We start from the raw sequence: 24,548 nt of genomic DNA on the forward strand, positions 1-24,548 counted from the left end.
TCAATCCAACAGCACTCTGATCCCGAATTTCATATTAAAATGAAGCGGTTTTTCTTTATAAAGGGTATTAGGAGCATTTTCTTCCTTGAAATGATATCCTATCCCTGGCTCTGCATAAATTCCAACTTTGTCTATGACCTTCAGCTGAAATCCTACTGCAGTGTTAACAGAAAACTGTAATGGCTTATGATCAAGACGTTCTTTTGAACTATCTTTTATTTCATCATTCACCACATAGGTTGTTGTAACACTTCCCGACACTGGTTTTTCAACGAGTGCCCCTCCTGTAATATATCCTGTAAACCGTCCTTTCTGAATGAGATTATAGTTGACCTGGACAGGAATTCCTATGTAATGAACCGTCTGATCTCCTTTAATATAATTGTTCTCGGTACCTGAATGCAGTTCAGAAGCCAGTTTGGTATAATTCAGTCCCGTTCCTATTCCCCATCTTTTTCCTAAATTATAATAAAGGGATAATCCGAACGTAACCGGTACTTTATGTCTGATCCTTGCTTCTACCGGCTGACTTTGATTCGCCAGTAATACGGCAGTCAGAGGATCATCATGGTACTCGGAAGTACTCCATACCTGTTCAACATTCATTGCTTTTCCAGTGATGGAAGCATACCCCGGAAACTGCTGTTCTGCAGAGTTGGAGGCAACATTTCCTGTAAGCATACTCAACATCCAGGATTTTTTGTCACGGGATTTTGCAGCAGTATGTTTTGTATTCTCAGCATATACTTCTTTCAATTCTTCCTGTTTGAAAAGAACCTCATCAGAAGTCTTCTCTATGACCGTTTCTTTTACTGTATCATCAGCATGAGATACTTTCTGAGCGATCCTGCTTTCCTGATGAAATAATTCCACAACAGCCGGCGGTTTGATGATTTCCTGAATATTCTGATTATTCCCTACTTCATTTTTTCCTTCAGTATTAAAATATTTCTGTGTCTGCGTTTTCTTCGGAGCGTCTGTATTCGATCTATTTTCAGCTAAAAAAGGCACTGTCTCTGATGTCACTTCATTTCCTGATACAGGATCAATTTCCAGAGGTTTTAAAGATTTTTTTTCTTTTTCTTTTTTCACATCTGCAGGTTTCTGAGACAGAGTTTTGTCTGTATGATCCTGTGGCAGTATTTTCGTCAGCAAAAAGAGCAATGCAATGGCAGCAGCAACACCTCCGAGACGATAGAATAAGGGTTTTTGTCCTTTACTGAATCCTTTTTCTTTCTTGTCTGCTCCACCTTCATGAATTTCAGGAATAAACCCGGGAATGCTGTTGCTCTCTTCCCCGGAGAATAGTTCACCTTTGATGTCATCCCACAATCCTTCCGGAACGTCCTCTTCATGGTCATCCATTCTGCTTCGCAGGTTATTTAGCCATTCATTATTCATATTGTGCTTTTTTTGACATTTTAAATTCTTTTATTTTCTGAACAAGCAGTCCTTTTGCACGGTGAAACTGAGATGCAGAAGAATTTTCTGCAATTCCCAGCAGTCCGGCAATCTCCTTATGGCTTTTTTTCTCAAATACAAACAGGTTGAAAACAGTTCTGTACCCTTCAGGAAGAGATTTTATCATCATCATAATATCATCACGCGGGATCTCTTCAAAATCCGGTTCTTCTTCATCAGGAACATCAGGAAGATCATCTACTTCCACCGCAGATTTAAAATCCCCTTTCTGTTTGATATGCTTCAAAGATTCATTGACAGTAATACGGGTCATCCAGGCTTTCAAAGAACCACTTCCTCTGTACTCAAAAGACTCTATCGAACGGAACATTTTGATAAAACTGTTTTGAAGCACATCATGTACATCTTCTTTCTCAGCCACATAACGGGAGCAGACATAGGTCAGATTTCCGGAATAAGCTCCAAAAAGCTCTTTCCAGGCAGCTTCCTCCTTCTTCAGAAGGTGCTTTACCAAAATCTGTTCTTTACTTTCTTCCATATAATGCTGCGGCCGTACCCAGTGGGATATTTTAAAACTGTCAAGCAAAAATAGATTGCATCTTAATAATAAAGCGCAATCCATTGATGATAATATCTATTAATTAATTTTTTATACAGAACGGGAAGTTATAGTCAATCACCTGGTAAGGAGTAACCAATGTACCGTCTACTGTAATTTTTTCTGCTGTGATAGCATATCTAAGTGTCTGATCCAATCCTACATAATATCCTTTTTGCTTAGATACAAATTCTACAACAGTCTTTTTATTCACTCCGTCTACAGGAATCTGAAGTTCCATAGTTTTTGGAGTTAAAGTAAGTTCTATCACATTATTTGCTGTATTAATTACGGCAGCATACTTAAGGTCATACTTCACTTTTGCCATTGATTTCAATGCGGCTTCTGCTTTTGCAGGGTTTTTCACCACAGTCTTTACAATTTCTTCTATTGGAAACTCAGCAAATGAGATGGTGTCTTTTTTTACTTTAAACTCTTTTACTCCTTCTCTTTTGCTATTTCCCTGTACAATAACCAGCTTACCTTTATAGTTTCCTTTTAAGTCTTCCATTTTCACAGGTGGAATATCCGGTCCGTCATTATCATTACAAGAGGATAGCGTAAATCCTACCAAAACCATTAAAACTGTTATAAAAAATCGGGGTACTGTCAATCTTTTCATTGCATTACTTTTTTCGTTAAACATTAATTATTTTCGAGTACTCATCTATATAAATCTCATTTTTCAAAAATCTTGCATCTATTTTGAAAAAAAGATGCAAGATTTTTCATAAACAACTGATTTAATGAATATAAAATTCCACCACTCTTCTGCAAATTTCGGACCTGATGTAAAAACGAAACTGTATTTAGCCTCAGAAATAACAAAAAAGGAAGCTACGTGAATCTAGCTTCCTTTTATTATTTATCCTTTTCCATTTTATTGTACTCCTCCACCAAGTGATCGGTACAAATCTACTTCAGCATTTAATCTTTCAAGGGTTACATTAATGGCTTCCAGGTCATTCTGAAGTTTGTTGTTCTGAGCAGTAATCACTTCAAGATAGGTTGCCATACCACTTTTATACAGTTTCAGGGCATCATTAATTCCTTTATCAAGAATAGCTGTTCTCTGGTCTAAAAGCAGCAGTCTTTCTGAAGAGCCTTTAGACCTGGCCATGGCATCGGATACTTCTCCAACGGCAGTCATTACAGATTGTTTAAAGTTGATGGCTGCTTTTTCCTGCTCAATCAAAGCGGTTTCATAAGCTGTTTTCAGTTGCTTTTTCTGGAAAATCGGGGCGGCCAGATTTGCAGCAATGGCTTTGGTAATGGATCCTGGAATATCAAACCATGAGCTGAACTTATTGGAGTTTACTCCTATCTGCGGGCTTAAACTGATACTCGGATACATAGCTGCTTTTGCCAACCCGGTTTTTGAATTCAGACTAATAACGTTAAATTCTGCAACCTTCAGATCCGGTCTGCGGCTCAGCAATTGTGCCGGTAATCCTTCTGACAGATTATTTTCAGGAATCATTGTTTTAAGGTTTCCTTCTCTTTCTATCTTCGCAGGATATTCCCCACAAAGAATACTCAATGCATTTTCCTGAATGGAAATATTCTGTTTTGCCAAAGGAATCAACAGTTCTGCTGTTTTCTTTTGCGCTTCTGACTGCTGAACGGCCAACGAATTAATCTGCCCTGCGGTAAACTGCAGATTCATCATTGTAAGGGTATTGTTACTCAGCTCAATATTCTGCTCAGCTATTTTCAGCTGCTCATCAAGACTTATAAGATTATAGTAAGCCTGCGCAACTTGTACAACAATTCTGCTTTTTATCGCATTCAGGTTTTCTTTCTGTCCAAAATATTCTGCAGCGGCAGATTCTTTCTGCATTTTAGCTTTTCCCCAGATGTCTATTTCCCAGGAAAGTCTTAGGGCAGCACTAAAGTCATCCATATATTTTGTCCCTACAAACTGTTCATTAAGAGAACCGTTAAGGGTATTTTTGGAAGCCCAGCTTCTGTTGGCTCCTGCACTGAGGTCCAACGTGGGCATCAAAGACAATTTGGCCTGCTTATAAACGAGATCCAGCTGTTCTATATTTTTCAGGGCAACATTCACTTCATTATTTCTGGAAAGGGCTTTGTCTATTAACCCAATCAGTTTAGGATCTTTGAAAAAGGTCTTCCATGGCAGCACCACTGTATCTCCTGTTACCTGTACAGATTCTTTGTACGTTTCGGGAACCTGAAGATCTGTTCTTGTATATTTTTTCCCTACGGCACAAGACATCAGAAGTGATGCCATTGCACCTGAAATAAGGAAATTCTTTATATTAAATATTCTCATTTGTCAATTGATTTTCTATCGTGTTATACTTCTTCTTGGTAGAGAATTTCTCGTCCAGATACTGAAAGAACATGTAGAGTACAGGAATTACAAAAACCCCTAAAACCACTCCACTCAGCATTCCCATTGCAGCACTTGTACTGATAGATTTGTTTCCTGAAGCCATACCTCCTGAAGAAATCATCAGTGGAATCATTCCTACAATAAAAGCCAATGAGGTCATAATAATTGGTCGCAGCCTGGCTTTTGCTCCTTCCAGCGCAGAATCCAGAATTGAAAGTCCTGCTTTTCTCCTTTGGATGGCAAATTCAACGATAAGGATGGCATTTTTGGCTAATAAACCGATAAGCATGATCAATCCTACCTGTACATAAATATTGTTATCCAAACCAATCGCTTTTATTCCTAGGAACGCTCCTACAATTCCTGTTGGGATAGAAAGCATTACTGCCAGAGGAAGGATATAACTTTCATATTGAGCTGCCAACAAAAGATATACGAAAAGTAAACATAACCCGAAGATGGCAATCGTCTGATTTCCTGCTGATTTCTCTTCCAAACTCAATCCTGTCCATTCGTAACTGTAGTCAGAAGGTAATTTGCTTAAAGTCTTTTCTAGTTTACCCATCAATTCTCCGTTACTTACTCCTGGTTTTGGAGATACGTTGATATTTAATGAGTTGTAAAGGTTATAACGCTGAACGGATTCCGGGCCGTAGACTTTTTTCAAAGTAATAAGTGTATTTACGGGTACCATATCTCCTTTTTCATTCTTTACGAATATATCATTGAAGGCCTGCTCATCCATTCTAAAAACCCCTTCAGCTTTAATATTTACTCTGTAAAACTTCCCGAATCTTGAGAAATTCTGAGACTGGTCTCCTGAGAAATAGGTCTGAACCGTTCCCAGCAAGTTTGAAATACTTACTCCCAGTTGTTTTGCCTTATCTTCATTCACTTCAAGCTCCATCTGAGGATAGTCTGCTCTGAACATGGTATAGGCAAATCCTACTTCTGGAACCTGCATCAGCTGACCAATCAATTCATCTGCTTTAGCTTTAAGAACCTGAGGATCTCTTCCCATACGGTCCTGAAGTACGATTTCTGCATCATTTGTCATACCATATCCTTCTACCGGAGGCATTCTGAAGGTCATTACACTTCCTTCCTTGATGACTCCCAACTTTTCATTAGCCATATCTACAACCGCCTGAATATCCTGAACTTCGCCTCTTTCTTTTTTAGGTTTTAGTTTAACAAACCCCATGGCGTAAGCCGGTCCTGCACTGTTGCTAAGCAGGTTGTATCCTGTAATGGAAGTGTTTTCCTTCACTGCATCTACTCCTTTTAAGATTTCATTGATCTTATTGGAAACTTCGGTAGTTTTTGTCAATGCTGTTCCGGGAGGCATACTTAAGGTGTACATGAAGAATCCATCATCTTCCATCGGCACAAAACTTTTAGGAGTGCTTGACATCAGCCAACCTGCGACACCAATGATAGCGACAACCAATCCACCTGCAATCCATTTTCGCCCGATTAAAAAACGAACTCCTTTCGCATAGCGGTTGGTCATATTACCGAACCCTGCATTGAATGCTACCGCAAATCTCTGTCCGAATCCTTTCGGTTTTTTACCTTCTCCTGCGTGGTTATTTTTCAAAAATACAGCACATAAAGCTGGAGTTAAAGTCAATGCATTCACAGCCGAAATAATAATAGCGATGGCCAATGTATAGGCAAACTGCTTATAGAATAATCCTGCTGATCCGGACATAAACCCGATTGGTATAAATACTGCCGACATTACCAAGGTAATAGAAATAACAGCTCCTGTGATCTCACTCATCGCTTTGTGAGTAGCCTCTCTTCCGGAAAGATTAGTTCCTTCCATATTACTGTGAACGGCTTCCACCACTACAATGGCATCATCTACAACAATACCGATGGCCAATACAAGGGCAAAAAGGGTAAGTACATTGATGGTAAATCCTAAGACCAGAAGGAAGAAGAAAGTACCAATAATTGCTACCGGAACTGCTATTGCCGGAATAATGGTAGATCTGAAATCCTGTAAGAAAATAAATACTACGATAAATACCAGTATAAATGCTTCTATCAAAGTAGATTTCACCTGTCCTGTAGCTTCATCTAATCTTTCTTTGGTACTCATTACACTCGTGTATTTGATACCCGGAGGGAATGATTTTGATAATTGATCAAGAGCTTTATTGACTCCTATTTCAATCTGATTGGCATTGGATCCCGTGGTTTGCATAATCGCTACCGTAACCGCATTTTTCCCATTGGAAAGGTTATCTCCTGTATTTGAAATAGCTCCAAATTCCACACGGGCTACATCTTTAAGCCTGATTACCTGGCTTCCGGTATTTTTAACAATAATATTTTCATATTGTTCCGGTTTGTTTTTCTTTCCTTTATATCTGATGACGTACTCCAACGCAGCATCTGATTCTTCCCCAAGTTTACCAGGAGCAGATTCTAAACTGTGGTCTGCAATTGCTCTGGAAACATCTGCAGGTTCAAGGCCATAAGATGACATTTTCTGAGGGTTAAGCCATATTCTCATGGAATAATCTTTCAACCCGAATACCATGGCCTGTCCTACTCCTTTTACCCTTTTGACCTGCGGAATAAGGTTAATATTTGCATAATTTTGAAGGAAGGTCTCATCATATTGTTTGTTGTCTTCCGTATAGATATTGAAAATCAACACCATACTGTTTTGCTGTTTGGAGGTGGTCAACCCCATTCTCACCACCTCCTGTGGAAGTATCGGGGTGGCCTGCTGTACTCTGTTTTGCACATTTACAGCTGCCTGATCGGCATTCACTCCTTGCTTGAATATAATGGAGATAGAGAATGTACCATCATTACTTGCAGAAGATTTCATGTACTCCATATCTTCCACTCCATTGATCTGTTCTTCCAGCGGAGTTACCACGGAACGGATCACCGTTTCACTGTTTCCTCCCGGATAAGATCCTGAAACGGTGATGGTAGGAGGAGAAATATCCGGGAATCTGGTCACCGCCAGCTGGTTTAATCCTATTATCCCTAAAATGACAATAATAAGGGATATTACCGTCGCCAGTACCGGACGGTCTATTATCTTTTTTAACATTTTTGAATTTTCTAAGAATGGTTATACAACTATTTCAAAGGAACTGTTGTCGCAACAACCTGTGCTCCGTCTGTAAGGGCATCAATTCTGTTGATGGCAATCTTATCTCCGGCATTTACTCCTTCTTTGATAAAGTAATCCTGAGAGGTGCTTCCTGAAACGGTAATCTGGGTCATTTTCACTTTGTCTTTGCCATTCAGTTTATAGACAAAGAATCTGTCCTGAATATCTTTCACAGATGTTTTCGGAAGTTTGACAACACCATTCAATGCGTTGTGAATCATCACTCTTGCTGTCCCTCCTGCTCTCAATAATTGATCAGGATTCTGGAAAACAGCTTTCATTTGAATACTCCCTGTATTTCTGTCGAAGTTTCCACTGGCATTTTCAAGTTTTCCTTTAAGAGAATAAGTAGAACCGTCTGCAAGGATAAGCTCTACATTTTCTGCGTTATTTCCCGATCCTGAAGCTTTGCTGTGGGCAATAAAATCAGCTTCATTCATGGAGAAATACACATTCACACTGTTTATGCTTGAAAGCGTTGTTAATGGAGCTGCATCTGATGGACTGATAAGGTTTCCAACTCTATTTGGAATTCTTCCTATATATCCGCTCACAGGAGCTTTGATGTAAGCAAAATTGGCGTTAATTTTTGATGATCCTAAAGAAGACTGTGCCTGCGCAACCTGTGCCGAAGCTGCTCTATAGCTTGCCTGAGCGGTTTTCAACTGCATATCAGAAACTACTTTTCCTTCTACAAGAGGCTTCAGTTTTTCTACTTCAAGCTTGGCTGTTTCCTGTGCCGCCATAGCTGATTTCAAAGCCGCTTCATTGGTATTTACCTGCTCATTATATACTGATGGGTTTATTCTGAAAAGGGTCTGTCCTTTGCTTACATACTGTCCTTCTTTGATATATACGGCTTCCAGATAACCTGTCACCTGTGCTTTAATATCTACATTGTCCTGCCCTTCTATACTGCCCGGGTATCCCGTAGAGACATCTGCATCTCCGGATTTCACCTGGATAAAATCTGTAGGCAGTGCCTGCTGCATCTGCTGGGCATTTTCCTGGCCATTCCCGGAACCGCATGAGGACAATATCGCTGCAGCTGTAAGTGAAAGTACCAGATATCCTTTTCTGTAATTCATAACATGAGTTTTTAAATTTTACAGGAGCAAAATAACTTCATATAATAAGGATATTCATGCAGAAATCTGGTGAAGCGTAATTAATCGCAGGTGAAGCGTATGATACCAAAAATGAAAAGAAAACATGCTTTTCAGCATATAAAAATGATAAAAAAACCTCTTTTCCGGTTGAATATTTCAAAAGTACGGCTGAGATTCAAATTTATACGGTTCACATTTAAAACTCTCGTTTCAGGACATTTACGGACATAATTTCGCAGTATCAATACAACAAAAAATAAGTTATTAATTTAAATTTTTATCAAATGAAAAAATTTTTAGCAATCACAGCTCTTGTATTCGGTTTGGGAGTACAGGCACAACAGACAAAAGAAACGAAAAAAGATTCCGGCATAGAACTGATTCCTAAAGCGGGAATCAATTTTGCCAACCAGTCTATTAAAAATGTGAATGGAGAAAAATCCAAAGTATCCTTCCAGGCAGGTTTAGGGGTCAATATACAGACAGGCGTAAAGAATTTTTCCATACAGCCAGAGGTGAACTTTATCAGCAAGGGAACCAAGTTTAAAAACAGCTTTGGAAACGAGACTTACAATTTCAATTATATAGAGGTTCCGGTATTGGCTAAATACAGTTTTGGTCCGGTATATGTGAATGCAGGTCCTTCTATTGGCTTCCTGATGGGGAAAAGTGATAAAATAAAGTTGGCTTATGGGAAAACCAAGACTATAGATTTCGGTGTACAAATGGGTGCTGGTATAGCAATTCCGGCCGGTCCTGGTAAAATGATTATCGATGGAAGATATAATTTGGGATTAAGCAATATTTCTGATGAAAAAGGAGTTGATGTGAAAAACAGAGGTTTTACTGTTTCTTTGGGTTATGCTATTCCTTTGTAAAGCTAGATTGCTAAAAGGCTAAATCATAAAAAGTAAATTTCCTGATCCGCTTTTTACATGTATACTTCTGATCTCCTCATAAAATTTGAGGAGATCATTTTTTATCATGCCGAATCTTATAGAAAAATAAAAGTTGCCCCTGAAAAGGCAACTTCATGTACTCTATATTATTTTGTCAGCTAATAATCAATAATCCATCCAGGATTTAAAAACGGAAGCTTTTTCCCGGCTTACGATTACTTCCACATCAGGCTGTTTTCTCAATTCCAGCTTCAATTTTCCGTTAAAGTGATTAAAAATCTGTTTCACTGAATTGATGTGAATAATAAATTGTCTGTTGGCTCTGAAGAAAAATTTAGGATCTAACTGTTTTTCAAGTTCTTCCAAGGTTTGCGGAACATTTTCTACCACTCCGGTATTCAACATGGCTTTGCTGATTCCCAATTCGGTATAAAAGTATAAAATATCTTCAGCAAGAACCGTTTTATATCCATCTCTGTGGGCAATAAGAAACCGTTTTCTGTAATCCTTCGGCTGGATATAATTCAGCAGCCCCTCGATTGCTGTTCCCAAAACAGGAACGGATTCCATAAAGGTTTCGTAGCGTTTTAAAGCAGCATCCAGCTCTTCTTCTTCAATAGGTTTCAGAAGGTAATCTACACTGTTGTATTTAAAGGCCTGTACTGCATATTCATCGTATGCTGTAGTGAATATGACGGCACTTTTGATCTCATGCTTGTTAAATATTTCAAAGCTGAGCCCATCTGCCAACCGCACATCCATCATAATAATATCCGGAACCACATTATTTTCCAGCCAATGTACCGTTGAGATAATTGAGTCTTCTACAGACAGAATTTCGATATGGGGTCTTAACTTCAGCAACAGTCTTTTCAACCTATCAGCATTGGGTCTTTCATCCTCAACTATTAAAATTTTATTAATCTTCATATCAATGGAAGTTTTACAATAAATTTATCTTCAGTTTTTTCAATCACGGGCTTAGGATATCCTAAAATTTCGTACCGTGCAACGATATTGGTAAGCCCTACTCCGGAGGAATCCGGCTTATTGATCAGGGGCAGAAATGTATTGGAAACCACCAGCTCTCCTTCGGGATTTGTATATACCTCTATTTCAAGAGGGTTTACCTTTGAGGTCTGGTTATGTTTAATGGCGTTTTCCACCAACAGCTGTAAAGACAGTGGAAGTGTAAATCTGGATCTAAATTCTTCCTGAATATCAATCTTAAAGACTACTCCTTCACCAATTCTTTTTTCAATCAGAAAGATATAGGATTCTAAAAATTTCAGTTCCTCTTCTACTGCAATGATGTCTTTTTTGGAGTTCACCAGCAAGTATCGGTATACCCTTGCAAACTTCTCCGAATAGTCATAGCCCAGCTGCTGATCTTCCAGGATAAGTTCTGACAATACACTTAGGTTATTGAATATAAAATGGGGATCTATCTGCAGTTTAAGTGCCTGCAGCTCTGCTGCCATAGCAGCCTGTTTATGTTTGGAAGCCCTCAGTTTATGCTGTGCGGCTTCTACTGCTGTTTTTTTCCAGTTTTCAAGTAAATAATCCACGGTATTAAATGCACTGATAATCAATGATATTACAATATTGGTTGCAATCCACTGTCCCAGAAGTGTATACTCTCTACGGGAATCCATCTCGGGTAATGTTACTGAGGTACAGTCTACAATTGCATTGATAATAATAACAATCATCACACTTCCCACAATCTGCAGCAAGCACTGAATAAACAATCGTTTTACGGTTCTGTCTCTCCAGGGAAGCAGTTTATTGAGCGTTCTGTCAATAAATATACTGACCTCTGAAATGATGATAGAAAAAAAGATAATCCATGAAGCATCTTCCAGAATCATCTGCAGCGGAGCAACCAGATATCCCTTCCAAACGGGATCAAACGGGTCAATAAGGTAGGAAAAAACACAGAAGGTAACTACTGCTACTGCCCAAATCACGAGCCTTCTTTTCATGGTGGAAAGAATCTTCTTATTCCGTACTATATTTTTCCTGATGGTAGAAATCCTATTCATATCTGGGACTTTGTGAATGTAAATATAGAAATAGATTTTATATGAGTATTCTCTATTTTAGACGAGACCGCCAAAACCGTCCCTGAAACGTAAAATAGAAGTGTTCAAATGGATGTTACGGTTCATCACCTGAAAAAGACATTTCATCATCATTTTATGCAACGTCACCCTATTTTTATGATAAGACAACCCTTGTCTATGATAGTTTTGCAGTATTAAATCCGGTACAATGAAAACAATAATTGTCTGCACAGATTTTTCTCACGAAGCTGAAAATGCCACTCATTATGCAGCATCTATGGCTAAAGAAAATAAATATACAATCATACTTTTTAACCTGCAAACCGTTTCTATTCATGCTTTGAATGCCCAGGCCTCAGCAGACTTTTTCTATACCCAGACGCTTAAAAATCAGAAAAAACTGGAAGACAAGGCAGCTGAGCTTGCAACACTCTATACTATAGAAACCAACTATCATCTGGCTTCCGGTAATTTCATTGAAGAGCTTGAAAACTGTATGCAGATCCACGGATGTGATTTTATTGTCATGGGAATGGCAGAAAAAACGCTTGAACAAAAGCTTTTGGGCAACAGTGTAACAAGGGCTATCCACAGAATAAAAAAACCGATATTAATAGTTCCGGCTCATATAGAATATGCAGGAATCAGGAAAATTCTTTTTGCCTATGATACCCATAAAAGTATGACCTGGACTGCAATGAATGATATTTATTATTTCATTAATGAATTTAATGCTGAAGTTGAGGTTTTCAATGTAAGTGAAAGGCTGGAAGATTTTGCTGAGGTTATTCATGATGTTGACCTGAATTCCGGATATGATCTGGATGATATCAAATACAGTTTTAAAATGATTCAATCCATCGAGGTCATCAAGGCTATTGAGGAGGAAATCAGACTGACAAATCCGGATCTGCTTACGATGGTTCCCTACAAATACAATCTTGTAGAATCTCTTTTCCACCGCAGTAAAACAGCTATTATGGCTTACAAAAATAAAGTACCATTACTATCAATTCCACTCAATATAGATTAAGATCAATAAAAATCTGAACACAATTTGAATTATCCTTTTTGCCTTTAAAGGCTAAATTTTACACTTAATCTTGTTTGACAGGACCGGGAAGAGATTTCCGGCCCTGTTTTTTATACCCAGTTCCGGACTCAAATACACATTATCATTTTAACATTCATAATTAATATCTCTTCTTGAAAATAAAAATAAATCAACAATTCATACTGGTCTGAATATCAAAAAGCCGTAAATTTAGTAAAGGATAAAAACAGTGTTTTCACCCTTTTTTATAGTTGTGCCGTTAGCTAATTTTGTTACATAAAATTAAAACCATAAAAATGAAAACTTCCTTTTTTACTAAGACTTTAAGTTTGCTCTGTGCAGCCTTCATTCTAACTCTCTGTCTGTTAAGCTGCACCCGTTGCTCTGAACCCCCTAAAGAACCCGTTAGTAACAGTTATAAAAAGAAACTGATCAGCTACCGTGAAGGCAGGGTCCTTTTTGATGAATACACCAGAACGAATCATGAAATTCTCATGAAGTACAGAAATGGTGAACCTGATTCCCGATGGTACTGGTTTTCACTGGAAGACATGGAAGGATACATTAAGTATGTAAAAGAAAATGCCAAAAAACAGAAATTAAAAAATCCAGGAATTAGAATTTATATGGGAAAATACCCGATGAATCATCCTAAAAACAGAATGGCAAAACCTGAATACGCAGGCTATCAAACCATATTTCTAGTGCCTACCGCTCAAAAAAGAGAAAGAGACAAGGCAATGTCCAGATCAGCCAGCACGGAGGAAAATACAGATGTACCATCCATAGAATCTATGAACATGACCAATCTTGCACCTCCTCCAAAAACCTTGTCAGGAACAATGCCTTAAAAACACAAAATTATGAACTGGAATATTGAAACAGGGAAACAGATATCGATGATCCTATCCATCATAGTGATGCTTTTAATGGTCATAAAATATAGAAAAACCGGAAAGGAAAATTTATTTTTTATTATTGGATATCTGTTGTTTTCCCTGATTGATATTTTCTGTTATTTCTACTTCGACCTGACCAGACTGCCTACGGACCTATTTTATGTAATTGGTTTTTTGATGATTGTATTCTTTTTGTACTTATTTTATTATTACCAATTATTGTATGTTCCGGTGCTCAAAAAGATCCAGGCCTTCATCCTGATTCTTTTTGTCCTTAATATTGCTCTCATGTTTTACATAGAAGATGATCTGCTTCATCATTTTTCTTTTAATATGCTGTATGTAGATATTCTTCTGTTGTTATTTTCTATTATTTTGTTCCTGTACCAAACTTTTAATTCAGATAAGATATTGGGAATTAATAATTATCTGCCTTTCTGGATTTCAGTGGCTTTGCTGATCTTTTTTATCGGAAGTATCCCGATCCTTTTTTTCAGAACCACTGTTTCGGAGAGTATTTATTTCTTCATTTTATTTATGCTGAATCTGATCAGTAACAGCATACTCATATGGGGTTTGATTGGGAACAAACAGGAGAAAATCAGATAAATACTTCTTAGATATGGAAGAAAATAATTTGGTCATCATCTTTACCATTACCTTATTCATCATTGTTTTGACAATGATCTTCATCTATACGGTCTTCATCAAGAAAAAAACAACACTGGTGATAGAGCAAAAGGAAAAAGATCTGCGTTTTGAAAAGGAACTCGCCACCTCACAGGTAGAAATGAAGGAGCAGACCCTGAACTACATCGGACAGGAATTACATGATGATCTGGGGCAAAAACTTTCCGTGGTACGGCTGCGGCAAAACCAACTGATTACCAAATTAAAAAACAATGAAAAAGAAGATCTGATAGAGCTCAATGAGCTATTGGGTGAATGCATACAGGATATAAGAAACCTTTCTAAAACATTGATTACTGAACAGATCATTCACTTCGGATTGGCAGAATCTATAGAAAGAGAAGTTCAGCGGATCAAAAAACTGAAATTATTAAAAATAGAATTTATTACCCAGAAGCAGGATATTGATATTTCACCAAAACATGGTCTGATCCTTTTCAGAATTATCCAGGAAAGTATCAACAATATTCTGAAACATTCCAAAGCCAAAAATGTTTCCATACAAATGGAAGATGACTGTGAAAAATTGCACATCAGTATTTCCGATAACGGAAGAGGCTTTGATACCAGCAGTATTCAGGATGGCTCAGGATTAAAAAACATGGAGCTGAGAGCAAAACTGATTCATGCCGAATTGTCTATACACTCAGAACTAAATAAAGGAACACAAACATTGATAACCTATCACAAAAATTTATTATGAAAACTATTCCCATAGCGATCGTTGATGATCATACTTTAATCTCCAAAGCATTGGAGAATATGATCACAGAAAACACTCAATATCGGGTAATTATGAATCATCCCAACGGAGAAGAATTTATTGCAGGTGTGGAAAAAGCTTCTGAATTACCCGCCGTAGTACTGATGGATGTTAATATGCCTTATAAAAACGGTATAGAAACTACAGAATGGCTTACCGAACATTATCCCGACATCAAAGTCATTGCCCTGACAATGGATGATGATGAAAAAGTTCTCATCAGAATGCTGAAGGCAGGTGCTAAAGGATATTTACTGAAAGACATGCAGCCTTCTATCCTCTTCCAGGCCATAGATACCGTATTTGAAAAAGGTAGTTTTTATACTGATTTTGTGGCTCAGAAATTATTGAAAGTAAAAACAGAAGAAATAAAAAATGCCTCCCTGCTTTCGGAGTTGAAAGACAGAGAGAAAGAGTTTATAAAGTGGGCATGCAGTGAACTTACCTATAAAGAAATTGCAGATAAGATGTGCCTGAGTCCCAAAACAATAGATGGATACAGAGATTCAGTTTTTGTAAAACTGGATATAAAAAACAGAGCAGGTCTGGTACTTTTTGCACTGAAACACGATCTGTGTTGATTTTTTATCTCAATTATTCCTCTTACTTCTGATCTAAAAACAGATATCTTTACATCACACTTACGTATCCGGCAGCTTGCAAAGCTGCCGGATTTTTAATTCATAACATACTCATAAACAAACTAAAAGGTGTTTTTCCTTTTTCAAAATACGGTTTTCTCCTCTGTTTTCGTCCTGCAGAATAATAGAATTTTGTCATAGAAAAAAATACAGAAAGGCAGAACCCGAAAAGCCGGAACAGAGTAGGGAATATTTTTAAAACTAATACAATGAAAAAAGCACTTATCGTAGGTATTAATGATTATGCACCCATCGGATACGGAGGACCAGATCTTAATGGTTGTGTAAATGACGCAAGAGATATGGCAAACACATTGGTTATTTGTGGTTTTAGTCCGGCAAAGATTAAAATTCTGACCAATCAAAATGCAACAAGAGCGAATATATTGAACTATCTGAAGACTCTGATCAGTACAAGTGTAAAAGGAGATTCCCTCGTTTTTTATTATTCGGGGCACGGAACCAGAGTGGCTAATATTGGATCTGATCTGGAACTGGATGGTCTGGATGAAGCTATTTGTCCGCACGATTACGCAAACACTGGTGTCATTCGTGATGATGATTTTAAAACAGTTCTCAGCAAGCTTAAAGCGGGAGTCAATATGGAAGTTATCTTCGACTGCTGTTATTCCGGAACTGGAACCCGAAAAATGGATCTGGGACTGGAAGCAGATCTTCTCAACGAAACCGCCCGTTATATTCCGCCCATGCTCGAAGATGAATTTTATCTGACTTATGCCAGTGAAATGGAATCTTCTAAAAATGCTAAAACATCACCGGTACTCACTAAAGCTCTTATCCCTGTTGCCGGAATGAATCATACTTTATGGGCTGCTGCGAAAGACAATCAGGTATCCATGGAAGGTAATATCAGTGGGCAGATACGAGGCTATTTCACTTATCATTTCTGCAAAATATTACGCGCTACCAACGGCAGTATTGTTAGAAAAACGCTTGATAAACAGGTTGCTATTGCATTGGCAGCTATGGGAGCAGCTCAGATCAACCAGACTGAAAGCATCACCGCAGAATTTTCACAGAAAATATTCACTTAATCATATAATTATTACCGGCGGAATCCGAAAAGCCATTAAAAGAGTAGGAATATACCAGATTAAAAATAATAATCATGTCAAAAATTGAAAACAACAACCCAATGACAGCCGAAGAAGTTTTAAGACTTAGAACTGTTAAAGCAAAATCAACTGAAAAACCAGCAGCTATTGAAAAATTATTCAGCCAGGCTCCCGCCATGGAAACCATCAACGGAAGATCTTTTCCGAAAGGGATGAAAACAATAGGAATGCCTATGGATGAAAAAACAGCTGAAATCCGATCGCTGGAAACCGATCATTTCTATCCTAACCATGCTGATTTTGAATACAATCCAAAACTGGAACCGAAAAGAGACCGTAAACCAAAATTCATTGACAGAGACTCTTTCCTGACTCCGGAAAATGCAAGAACTATTTTTGGAGCAGATCAGAGAAAAGTATATAATTCTACCGCCTATCCATGGAGATGTGTTGGCAGAGTGGAAAGTTCTTTAGGCTCAGGAAGCGGTGTAATGATCGGTCCAAGACATCTTCTTACCTGTTCTCATATTGTTGACTGGCAGCCTAATAACACAACAGGATGGCTGAAGTTCACTCCAATGTATTATAACGGAAGCGCTCCTTACGGAACTGCCTGGGGTACATTGACTTATTACAAGTATAAAGTGGCAGGCCCATCTATTGATTCAACAGAGATACAATACGATTATGTAGTGATTGTGTTAGACAGACCTATCGGAAACAGCACGGGATGGCTGGGTTCAAAATCCTATTCCGATTCATGGGATGGAGGTGCTTACTGGACTCACGCAGGATATCCGGGAGATCTTACAGGAACTCAAAGACCAACCTACCAAACAGGTATCGCACTGGATGGAGATTTCTGGAGTGCTGATGACAACGAAAGCATGAGCCACAAAGCAGATATCTGGCCTGGACAAAGCGGAGGTCCTTTTTGGGGATATTGGGACGGCTCTCCGTATGCTGTTGCTACTCAAAGCGCGCATAATCCAAGCGATAATTTTGCAAGTGGCGGCTCAGATTTAGTAAATCTGGTCATCAGAGCTAGAAATGAACATCCTTAATTTATTTTTTTTAGCTTAAATCTATAGCCTGCCTTTCGGGGTGGGCTTTTTAGTTTTTATCTTAAGACCACTCCAATTTTAAAGCATTTTTAACTAATCCGTCATAGTATTCTCAATATTTTAATACATTTGTTTAAAACATATTTCAGATGAATTTCGAGCAGATCAATTTACACCTTGAAGCCTATAAAGAACACGATCAGATTTTGGATGCAGCAAAATACCTGATTCATTCTTTTGATCTTGAGCATGAAAATTTTGCAGGATTTGGATTCAGGGAAGAACTTTCTCCCACCTCGATGCTTCTTACTGCAGAAGGTGAGCTGGGAGGGCCGCAAACAGTAATGATTCCGAGAAATTTATTTGATTTCGACCTTAACCTTGTCCTTAATATGGTGGCTCACGAAATGCTTCATGTAAGACAGAAAGCTCCAGGGCATGTCATTGAAGACAAAAATGAAAGAGAATTTCAGGCCTATTATGAGATGCTTTTTCACAAAGTATTTCCGCAGATTCCGGAGGTTTCAGATTTTCATAAAAAATTCTTCGGCGGAAAAGCGTTGGAATATTACAAAAGAATGGGTGAAGGTTCAGAACTACAACAAAAATATGCAGAACAGAAAACAGAAGTAGAACATTTAATCAACGAATTAGCATGACAGTAAAACCAGACATCACCTGGGCAGATTTTGAAAAAATAGATATCAGATGTGGAACAATCCTTTCAGTAAATGATTTTGAAAAGGCCAGAAATCCATCTTATCAACTGGAAATAGACTTTGGAGATTTAGGAATCAGAAAATCATCCGCACAGATTACTTCTCTTTATGAAAAAGAAGAACTTATCGGAAAACAGATTTTGGCAGTAGTGAATTTCCCTAAAAAGCAGATTGCCAACTTCTTCAGTGAGTGCCTGGTGCTGGGATTATATGGTGAAGATCAAAAAGATGTTACTCTTTTAACCCCTTCATTGCCTACAAAAAACGGAATGCAGGTAGGATAGACAGCAAATAAAAACACATATGATACAGAACATACCCTTAGAAAGAGTTTTATTCCTTGATATTGAGACCGTTCCGCAGTCGGGATCCTGGGACGACTTATCTGAAACAGAGCAATATCTGTGGGACAAGAAAACCCGGTTTCAGAGAAAAGAAGAGATCTCGGCAGAAGAGTTTTATGAACGTGCCGGTATTATGGCCGAGTTTGGAAAAATCATCTGCATTACCATCGGGATGATTGAAAAGAATGAAACGCTGAAAATAAAAAGTTTTTCCGGGCATGATGAGAAAAAAATGCTTCAGGAGTTTGGAGAAATCTTCAACAGCCCAAGACTTTACAATGTCATTCTTTGTGCTCATAATGGAAAGGAATTTGATTTCCCATGGATTGCCAGACGATACCTTATCAATGGCATGCAGCCCCCGGCTCCTTTTCAAATGTTTGGTAAGAAACCCTGGGAAATTCCTCATATAGACACTATGGAACTGTGGAAGTTTGGGGATTATAAAAGTTTTGTATCATTAGAATTATTGGCTCATGTCTTTGGTATTCCTACTCCGAAAGATGATATTGACGGCTCAATGGTTTCATCAATTTACTACATAGAGAAAGACTTGCAGAGAATTGTAGACTATTGTGAAAAAGATGTCTTAACTTTGGCAAATATTTTCCGGCGCATGCGTCAGGAAGATTTGTTGAAAAGGAATATCAATCTAGATTAAAAAATGAAATTTACAGACGATCAAATTGCTGACATTGGTGAGGAAATCATTGGTGTGCTGAAAACCGTATATGACCCCGAAATTCCGGTAGATATTTACGAATTAGGGCTTATTTACGATGTTCAGATCTCCGATGATGCTGACGTAAAAATTATAATGACCCTTACTACTCCCAACTGTCCTGTTGCAGAAACGCTTCCTCAGGAAGTAAAAGATAAAGTGGCTGAAGTAGAGCTTGTGAATAGTGTAGATTTAGAGCTTACTTTCGAACCGAGCTGGAATAAGGATATGATGAGCGAAGAGGCGAAGTTTGAGCTGGGAATGCTATAAAACATTCAGGATATAATGACAAAGAAAATTGCCGTAATAGCTCTTGCTTTCCTTGGAATATATATGCTTTATTTAGGAGCGCAGATGAAAGCACAGCCTCCTTTTATTACTGGGATAGGATTTATCATTATTTCACTGCTTCACTTAAATAAAAAGTAAGTACAACTGAACACAATACTGTACCATACAAGAAAAGGATGCCTGATAGACATCCTTTTTTTTATTTAATTTTCTTTTGCTATTTCTTTTCCTTCTCTCCTGCTCCACTCACTCCATGAACCTACATAGAGAGCCGGCATCGGGAATCCTGCATAATCCAGAGCTAAGATAGTATGACATGCAGTAACACCTGAACCACAGTGAATGATCAGATGCTCAGGTTTACTCTCTAATAACTGGCTGTATTTTTCTTTTAAAATTTCCGGGCTCAGGAAATTTCCGTTTTCATCAAGATTTTCAGAAAAAGGAATATTAATTGCTCCCGGAATATGGCCTGCAACCAGATCAATAGGTTCAGATTCACCTTTATAGCGATAGGAATCTCTTACATCAATGACCGTAGAGGAATTGTTTATCAGCTCATTTTCAACAATTTCCAAGCCGGAAACAGGAAGAAGCCACTGATCCTTTTTTATTAAAGAAGCTTTGTCAAATATTTCTTCTCCTGAAGAAAATTCCAGCCCATTCTTTTCTGCAGCCTGCATTCCCCCATCCAGAACCTGTACCTTTTCAAACCCGAAAGATCTTAGCATCCACCAGGCTCTTGCCGCAGCATTAGAAGCATTTTTATCATCATACACTATGATGTGAGAATTATCATCGATTCCAAGACCGGAAAGTGTTTCAGCAAATTTTTCTACTGAAGGAAGCGGGTGTCTTCCCCCAAAAGCGGCATCCTCTCCTATCTCAGCCAGATCTTTATCCAGATCAATGAACCTTGCTCCTTTAATATGTCTTTCAAGATAGTTCTGCTTTACTTCTTTTCCTGTTCTTGCATCAAGAATGATGAGGTTTTCTGCTGGAATATTTTTGAGTTCGGATGATAAGATTATTGGAGAAATCATAGAATAGAATTAATTATTAAAAGTCATTCTTACCGGCAATTTATAGATTGTAGCTCTAGAGATACCTCCTATACATCTGGGTGTCATTTTTTCAATTTTATAAAGTGTTAACTCCGACTGCTTATTAAAATCATCATCATTCCCAACAGCATTTACTTTTTTAATATATCCATCAGCACTAACACTAAAGGTAACAACAGTTGTTAATTCACTATTATCTCCTTTTGAAGTTTGCTTAGTGGTTCTTGAAACAGTAGGCTTGTATTTTGGTTTTATCAGAAGATCAGGCATTTGAATACCAGCTCCTTCATCACACTTTATATGTTTTTCCGGCAAATTCAATTTTACCAACTCTTGTTCTTCTTCTTTTATTTTTTTTAATTGGGCGTATTCATCTTCTTTTTTCATTTGATAAATTCTACCCTCTTCTTTTGCCATAATCTCATTTCTATCGCTCTTTTTAAGATATGACAATGAGTCTTTAGCTTTTTTTTGATATGAAATCAAAATAGAATCATATTTTTTTTCTATCGATTTCAATTGTTTTACTTCTTTTAATTGAGCATTTATTACAAAACTTAAAAAAAGAAACAGCAATGCAAATAAACTCTTCATATCTTAAAAATGAAAAATATCCTTCGCTTTATTGTAAGAACTTTCAAAGTTCAGGAGATTCAGTTTATGCTCTGCTTTTTCAACGCTCATAAAGTTGATAACCTGCTCTGTAGGCATATTTCCTACAAGATCATCTTTAGCCATAGGGCATCCTCCGATACCTTTGATCGCGCTGTCGAATCTTCTGCAGCCTTTATCATAAGCTGCTTTTAATTTTGAATAAGAATCTTCATAACGGTTATGAAAGTGCCCTCCAAAGTTGATTTCAGGATATTTTGAAGGTATTTTTTCAAACAAAAGAGCAATCGTTTCCGGAGTTGCTACTCCTGTAGTATCAGACAATAAAATATCTTTCACTCCGATATCTGAAAATCGCTGTGCCCAATGGTCTACATCTTCCCACTTCCACATTTCGCCATATGGATTTCCAAAAGCCATGGAAAAATATATGTTAAGCTGTTTTCCCTCACTTTTTGTCAGTTCCAGCATTTTAATAATTTCATCAAAAGCTTCTTCCTGACTTTTATTGGTATTTCTGTGCTGAAAAGTTTCGGAAATAGAAAACGGAAAACCCAGAATATCAACCGATTGGTGTTTCAGTGCTTTTTCAGCACCTCTGTAATTGCCGATAATCGCGGAAACTTTCGTTTTGGAACGAGATTTATCGATATTTTCGGCTACCTCATCAGAATCAGCCATCTGTGGAATTGCTTTCGGAGAAACAAAACTCAGACAATCCAATACATCAAAGCCAACATCCATCAAGGAGTTGATATAATCTATTTTTTTATCGGTAGGGATAAACTCTCCCCATCCCTGCATGGCATCTCTAGGACATTCGGTAAGAAACATTGTTACTTTTTGATTTTCTCAAATATAATAAAACTAAACTACTTGGTATACTGTACATACAAAGCTAACACTATTTTGATTTTCAAAGATTTATATCTGATTTATAATTTCAATAATTGATATTAAGTCGCAAATAACATATTCTGAGCATCAAATTTGCTAACTTTGTTAAAATTTATGATATCTGATGAGTACAATAGAATTCAACCCATTGTGGAAAGAAAAATTACTGAACCGTTTTCTTAGCTATGTAAAAATATATTCAACCAGCGATGCAGAGAGTGAAACAACACCTTCTACTCCCCGCCAGTGGGATATTGCCAATTACATCACTGAAGAGCTGAAAACAATCGGCCTGGAAAATGTTTCAATTGATGAGCATGGTTATATTATGGGGTATGTTCCTTCTAACCTTGAAAATGATGACAGACCTACCATCGGATTTATTTCACACTATGATACTTCACCGGACTTCAGCGGGGAAAATGTAAAACCTCAAGTTTGGGAAAATTATGATGGAAATGATCTTCTTCTGAACCAGGCGACAGGATTCACACTGTCTCCTTCAAGATTTGAAAGTTTAAAAAAATATATCGGTAAAACGTTAATTACTACTGACGGAAATACGCTTCTTGGTGCTGATGATAAAGCGGGTTGTGCAGAGATTGTGACGGCTGCGGAATATCTTATCGCCCATCCAGAAATTAAGCATGGAAGAATTGCTATAGGATTTACTCCGGATGAAGAGATCGGAAGAGGAGCGCATAAATTTGACGTTGCTAAATTTGGTGCAGAATGGGCTTATACAATGGATGGTGGAGAAGTTGGAGAATTGGAGTATGAAAACTTCAACGCAGCAGGAGCTGTAGTAAAAATCCACGGATTGAGCGTTCACCCTGGTTATGCTTACGGAAAAATGATCAATGCGGCTCTTTTAGCGGCTGAATTTGCTCAAATGCTTCCTGCTAATGAAACGCCTTCAACAACAAAAGGTTTTGATGGATTCTATCATTTAATGGATATTACAGCAGATATTTCTGAGGCTAAACTTCAATACATTATCCGTGATCATGATGCAGATAAATTTGAAACCAGAAAGAAATTCATGGAAGGAAAAGTAGCTGAATTCAACCAAAAGCACGGCGAAGGAACTGCTGAAGTGGAGATCAAAGAGCAATACAGAAACATGAAGCAGCAGTTTGAAGGTAAAATGCACATTGTAGATCTTGCTGCAAAAGCAATGACTGAAGCAGGTATCGAGCCTAAGATCAAAGCGATCAGAGGAGGAACAGACGGTGCCCAGCTCTCTTATATGGGACTTCCATGTCCTAATATTTTCGCAGGAGGAATCAACTTCCACGGACCCTACGAATATGTAGCTTTGGAAAGTATGGAAAAAGCAACTGAAGTAATTATTAATATTGTAAAAGCTTAATAAATCATGAAAAAGGTCTTAGCATCAGCACTCATTTTCACTTTTATTTTCGGCAGTGCCCAGATTTCTGAATTTCAAAGGGCAGATTCCCGCTATGAAAGAAAGAAAACGGCTCTGTATAACAAATATCCTAAGCCTAATGATTTAAAAACGAAGAAAGAATGGCTTTTGACAGAAGAGAAAATAGCAGCTTACAAAGACGCTTTAGATAAAGCTTCTCTTGAGGATCAGAAAATGATCGCTGCAGATCCTCCTGTAAAAACAAAAGTCACTAAAGAAGCCGAGTATGATAAAGGCAAAGCAGCCTTCCAAAAGGCCTTATATGAAGCTGTTGATCTTGGTTTTTTAAACTTTTCTCCGGATGCCTACAAAGCAACAATAACTTTTGTAGTTGACTCTAAAGGAAATGCTCTGGATCCTAATGTAAAAGGAAATAATGAAGATGTGAATGCATTTATTGAAGCGGCTTTTTACCGCATAAAAGATAAAGGCAAGTGGAAACCGGCTGAAGACAAAGGAAAACCAGTGTCATCAAACGTTTCTATTCCTTTAGTATTAACTTTTAAAAAATAATATAATGAACCCGTTCCAATGAGAGCGGGTTTTTCTTTTCCATATTTCAGAAACATCATCGTGAGGAACATCTAAATCTCATTGAAAATCATTATGTTATTGACACTAATTTAACATGATTCTTTTGTAAGCTTTAAATAATTCACCTAAATTAGAGAAAAACTTAAAAT

General features: G+C 37.7%; 26 protein-coding genes. 15 read left to right on the plus strand and 11 right to left on the minus strand.

Annotated elements, in window-relative coordinates; genetic code table 11:
* The 6 genes from AC57AW_RS05885 to AC57AW_RS05910 form a co-directional block, all read right to left on the minus strand.
* Positions 1-1,401, minus strand: a complete 1,401-nt coding sequence (locus tag AC57AW_RS05885; RefSeq protein ID WP_496351161.1) for a porin family protein — start codon at positions 1,399-1,401, stop codon at positions 1-3.
* Entirely contained in the window at positions 1,394-1,960 is a 567-nt protein-coding gene (locus AC57AW_RS05890) for an RNA polymerase sigma factor (protein WP_496351162.1), read from the minus strand. The genes AC57AW_RS05885 and AC57AW_RS05890 overlap by 8 nt, the downstream gene beginning before the upstream one ends.
* A gap of 103 nt (positions 1,961-2,063) precedes the next feature.
* Positions 2,064-2,642, minus strand: a complete 579-nt coding sequence (locus AC57AW_RS05895; protein ID WP_496351163.1) for a DUF4840 domain-containing protein — start codon at positions 2,640-2,642, stop codon at positions 2,064-2,066.
* A gap of 258 nt (positions 2,643-2,900) precedes the next feature.
* The gene (locus AC57AW_RS05900) at positions 2,901-4,316 is read right to left on the minus strand and encodes an efflux transporter outer membrane subunit (protein WP_496351164.1); all 1,416 of its coding nucleotides are present in this window, start codon (positions 4,314-4,316) and stop codon (positions 2,901-2,903) included.
* Positions 4,303-7,461, minus strand: coding sequence for an efflux RND transporter permease subunit (locus AC57AW_RS05905; RefSeq protein WP_496351165.1), 3,159 nt, complete (start codon positions 7,459-7,461; stop codon positions 4,303-4,305). Before AC57AW_RS05905 ends, AC57AW_RS05900 begins: the two co-directional genes overlap by 14 nt.
* A gap of 29 nt (positions 7,462-7,490) precedes the next feature.
* Entirely contained in the window at positions 7,491-8,612 is a 1,122-nt protein-coding gene (locus AC57AW_RS05910) for an efflux RND transporter periplasmic adaptor subunit (protein WP_496351166.1), read from the minus strand.
* Between the two features lie 305 nt (positions 8,613-8,917).
* On the opposite strand from AC57AW_RS05910, the gene AC57AW_RS05915 reads away from it, so the two are divergent.
* The gene (locus AC57AW_RS05915; RefSeq protein WP_496351167.1) at positions 8,918-9,511 is read left to right on the plus strand and encodes a porin family protein; all 594 of its coding nucleotides are present in this window, start codon (positions 8,918-8,920) and stop codon (positions 9,509-9,511) included.
* A gap of 186 nt (positions 9,512-9,697) precedes the next feature.
* Here AC57AW_RS05915 and AC57AW_RS05920 read toward each other — a convergent pair whose 3' ends face one another.
* A complete protein-coding gene (locus AC57AW_RS05920; RefSeq protein WP_496351168.1) occupies positions 9,698-10,462 on the minus strand; it encodes a LytR/AlgR family response regulator transcription factor in 765 nt (254 codons plus the stop codon).
* Positions 10,459-11,577, minus strand: coding sequence for a sensor histidine kinase (locus tag AC57AW_RS05925; RefSeq protein ID WP_496351169.1), 1,119 nt, complete (start codon positions 11,575-11,577; stop codon positions 10,459-10,461). The genes AC57AW_RS05920 and AC57AW_RS05925 overlap by 4 nt, the downstream gene beginning before the upstream one ends.
* Before the next feature lie 229 nt (positions 11,578-11,806).
* Here AC57AW_RS05925 and AC57AW_RS05930 point away from each other — a divergent pair, with 229 nt between their 5' ends.
* From AC57AW_RS05930 to AC57AW_RS05985, 12 genes are all read left to right on the plus strand, one after another.
* Positions 11,807-12,631, plus strand: coding sequence for a universal stress protein (locus AC57AW_RS05930; protein ID WP_496351170.1), 825 nt, complete (start codon positions 11,807-11,809; stop codon positions 12,629-12,631).
* Positions 12,632-12,948: 317 nt separating this feature from the next.
* Positions 12,949-13,503: a hypothetical protein gene (locus tag AC57AW_RS05935; protein ID WP_318847565.1), complete on the plus strand. Its 555-nt coding sequence runs from the start codon at positions 12,949-12,951 to the stop codon at positions 13,501-13,503.
* 12 nt (positions 13,504-13,515) lie between these two features.
* On the plus strand, positions 13,516-14,160 hold the full coding sequence (locus AC57AW_RS05940; protein WP_318847566.1) for a hypothetical protein: 645 nt from the start codon (positions 13,516-13,518) through the stop codon (positions 14,158-14,160).
* A 13-nt stretch (positions 14,161-14,173) separates the two neighbouring features.
* Entirely contained in the window at positions 14,174-14,944 is a 771-nt protein-coding gene (locus AC57AW_RS05945; protein WP_496351171.1) for a sensor histidine kinase, read from the plus strand.
* Positions 14,941-15,585: a response regulator gene (locus AC57AW_RS05950; RefSeq protein ID WP_309873685.1), complete on the plus strand. Its 645-nt coding sequence runs from the start codon at positions 14,941-14,943 to the stop codon at positions 15,583-15,585. The genes AC57AW_RS05945 and AC57AW_RS05950 overlap by 4 nt, the downstream gene beginning before the upstream one ends.
* Positions 15,586-15,854: 269 nt before the next feature.
* A complete protein-coding gene (locus AC57AW_RS05955; protein WP_496351172.1) occupies positions 15,855-16,700 on the plus strand; it encodes a caspase family protein in 846 nt (281 codons plus the stop codon).
* Between the two features lie 74 nt (positions 16,701-16,774).
* Entirely contained in the window at positions 16,775-17,785 is a 1,011-nt protein-coding gene (locus AC57AW_RS05960; protein ID WP_496351173.1) for a trypsin-like serine peptidase, read from the plus strand.
* Positions 17,786-17,934: 149 nt separating this feature from the next.
* Entirely contained in the window at positions 17,935-18,444 is a 510-nt protein-coding gene (locus tag AC57AW_RS05965; RefSeq protein WP_496351174.1) for a hypothetical protein, read from the plus strand.
* On the plus strand, positions 18,441-18,788 hold the full coding sequence (locus tag AC57AW_RS05970) for a tRNA-binding protein (protein WP_496351175.1): 348 nt from the start codon (positions 18,441-18,443) through the stop codon (positions 18,786-18,788). The genes AC57AW_RS05965 and AC57AW_RS05970 overlap by 4 nt, the downstream gene beginning before the upstream one ends.
* Positions 18,789-18,807: 19 nt before the next feature.
* Positions 18,808-19,509, plus strand: coding sequence for a 3'-5' exonuclease (locus AC57AW_RS05975; protein WP_496351176.1), 702 nt, complete (start codon positions 18,808-18,810; stop codon positions 19,507-19,509).
* A gap of 3 nt (positions 19,510-19,512) precedes the next feature.
* Entirely contained in the window at positions 19,513-19,839 is a 327-nt protein-coding gene (locus tag AC57AW_RS05980; RefSeq protein WP_318847573.1) for an SUF system Fe-S cluster assembly protein, read from the plus strand.
* 15 nt (positions 19,840-19,854) lie between these two features.
* A complete protein-coding gene (locus tag AC57AW_RS05985; protein ID WP_318847574.1) occupies positions 19,855-19,998 on the plus strand; it encodes a hypothetical protein in 144 nt (47 codons plus the stop codon).
* A gap of 65 nt (positions 19,999-20,063) precedes the next feature.
* Here the strand turns inward: AC57AW_RS05985 and AC57AW_RS05990 are convergent, their stop codons facing one another.
* Genes AC57AW_RS05990 through AC57AW_RS06000 form a run of 3 tightly spaced genes read right to left on the minus strand, consistent with a single transcriptional unit; the run spans position 20,064 to position 22,370 of the window.
* Positions 20,064-20,903 (minus strand): sulfurtransferase, encoded by an 840-nt coding sequence (locus AC57AW_RS05990; RefSeq protein ID WP_496351177.1) that lies wholly within the window; start codon positions 20,901-20,903, stop codon positions 20,064-20,066.
* Positions 20,904-20,912: 9 nt separating this feature from the next.
* Complete coding sequence (locus tag AC57AW_RS05995) at positions 20,913-21,518, minus strand: hypothetical protein (RefSeq protein WP_496351178.1); 606 nt, start codon at positions 21,516-21,518, stop codon at positions 20,913-20,915.
* A gap of 3 nt (positions 21,519-21,521) precedes the next feature.
* On the minus strand, positions 21,522-22,370 hold the full coding sequence (locus tag AC57AW_RS06000; RefSeq protein ID WP_496351179.1) for a hydroxymethylglutaryl-CoA lyase: 849 nt from the start codon (positions 22,368-22,370) through the stop codon (positions 21,522-21,524).
* Positions 22,371-22,557: 187 nt separating this feature from the next.
* On the opposite strand from AC57AW_RS06000, the gene pepT reads away from it, so the two are divergent.
* Positions 22,558-23,805, plus strand: coding sequence for a peptidase T (pepT, locus tag AC57AW_RS06005; protein WP_318847578.1), 1,248 nt, complete (start codon positions 22,558-22,560; stop codon positions 23,803-23,805).
* A 6-nt stretch (positions 23,806-23,811) separates the two neighbouring features.
* Positions 23,812-24,378, plus strand: a complete 567-nt coding sequence (locus AC57AW_RS06010; protein ID WP_496351180.1) for a hypothetical protein — start codon at positions 23,812-23,814, stop codon at positions 24,376-24,378.
* Positions 24,379-24,548: the final 170 nt, after the last annotated feature.

The sequence above is a fragment of the Chryseobacterium sp. BGA-UO-ETr-SB22 genome, assembly GCF_059567885.1.

Bases quoted from the DNA above. Each gene is read 5' to 3' on its own strand.
- AC57AW_RS06000 (WP_496351179.1), bottom strand. From the start codon at position 22,370: ATGTTTCTTACCGAATGTCCTAGAGATGCCATGCAGGGATGGGGAGAG.
- AC57AW_RS05955 (WP_496351172.1), top strand. From the start codon at position 15,855: ATGAAAAAAGCACTTATCGTAGGTATTAATGATTATGCACCCATCGGA.
- AC57AW_RS05910 (WP_496351166.1), bottom strand. From the start codon at position 8,612: ATGAATTACAGAAAAGGATATCTGGTACTTTCACTTACAGCTGCAGCG.
- AC57AW_RS05940 (WP_318847566.1), top strand. From the start codon at position 13,516: ATGAACTGGAATATTGAAACAGGGAAACAGATATCGATGATCCTATCC.
- AC57AW_RS05990 (WP_496351177.1), bottom strand. From the start codon at position 20,903: ATGATTTCTCCAATAATCTTATCATCCGAACTCAAAAATATTCCAGCA.
- AC57AW_RS06010 (WP_496351180.1), top strand. From the start codon at position 23,812: ATGAAAAAGGTCTTAGCATCAGCACTCATTTTCACTTTTATTTTCGGC.
- AC57AW_RS05980 (WP_318847573.1), top strand. From the start codon at position 19,513: ATGAAATTTACAGACGATCAAATTGCTGACATTGGTGAGGAAATCATT.
- AC57AW_RS05985 (WP_318847574.1), top strand. From the start codon at position 19,855: ATGACAAAGAAAATTGCCGTAATAGCTCTTGCTTTCCTTGGAATATAT.
- AC57AW_RS05905 (WP_496351165.1), bottom strand. From the start codon at position 7,461: ATGTTAAAAAAGATAATAGACCGTCCGGTACTGGCGACGGTAATATCC.
- AC57AW_RS05890 (WP_496351162.1), bottom strand. From the start codon at position 1,960: ATGGAAGAAAGTAAAGAACAGATTTTGGTAAAGCACCTTCTGAAGAAG.
- AC57AW_RS05995 (WP_496351178.1), bottom strand. From the start codon at position 21,518: ATGAAGAGTTTATTTGCATTGCTGTTTCTTTTTTTAAGTTTTGTAATA.
- AC57AW_RS05920 (WP_496351168.1), bottom strand. From the start codon at position 10,462: ATGAAGATTAATAAAATTTTAATAGTTGAGGATGAAAGACCCAATGCT.
- AC57AW_RS05950 (WP_309873685.1), top strand. From the start codon at position 14,941: ATGAAAACTATTCCCATAGCGATCGTTGATGATCATACTTTAATCTCC.
- AC57AW_RS05975 (WP_496351176.1), top strand. From the start codon at position 18,808: ATGATACAGAACATACCCTTAGAAAGAGTTTTATTCCTTGATATTGAG.
- AC57AW_RS05895 (WP_496351163.1), bottom strand. From the start codon at position 2,642: ATGAAAAGATTGACAGTACCCCGATTTTTTATAACAGTTTTAATGGTT.
- AC57AW_RS05945 (WP_496351171.1), top strand. From the start codon at position 14,174: ATGGAAGAAAATAATTTGGTCATCATCTTTACCATTACCTTATTCATC.
- AC57AW_RS05960 (WP_496351173.1), top strand. From the start codon at position 16,775: ATGTCAAAAATTGAAAACAACAACCCAATGACAGCCGAAGAAGTTTTA.
- AC57AW_RS05935 (WP_318847565.1), top strand. From the start codon at position 12,949: ATGAAAACTTCCTTTTTTACTAAGACTTTAAGTTTGCTCTGTGCAGCC.
- AC57AW_RS05925 (WP_496351169.1), bottom strand. From the start codon at position 11,577: ATGAATAGGATTTCTACCATCAGGAAAAATATAGTACGGAATAAGAAG.
- AC57AW_RS05915 (WP_496351167.1), top strand. From the start codon at position 8,918: ATGAAAAAATTTTTAGCAATCACAGCTCTTGTATTCGGTTTGGGAGTA.
- AC57AW_RS05885 (WP_496351161.1), bottom strand. From the start codon at position 1,401: ATGAATAATGAATGGCTAAATAACCTGCGAAGCAGAATGGATGACCAT.
- AC57AW_RS05900 (WP_496351164.1), bottom strand. From the start codon at position 4,316: ATGAGAATATTTAATATAAAGAATTTCCTTATTTCAGGTGCAATGGCA.
- AC57AW_RS05930 (WP_496351170.1), top strand. From the start codon at position 11,807: ATGAAAACAATAATTGTCTGCACAGATTTTTCTCACGAAGCTGAAAAT.
- AC57AW_RS05970 (WP_496351175.1), top strand. From the start codon at position 18,441: ATGACAGTAAAACCAGACATCACCTGGGCAGATTTTGAAAAAATAGAT.
- pepT (WP_318847578.1), top strand. From the start codon at position 22,558: ATGAGTACAATAGAATTCAACCCATTGTGGAAAGAAAAATTACTGAAC.
- AC57AW_RS05965 (WP_496351174.1), top strand. From the start codon at position 17,935: ATGAATTTCGAGCAGATCAATTTACACCTTGAAGCCTATAAAGAACAC.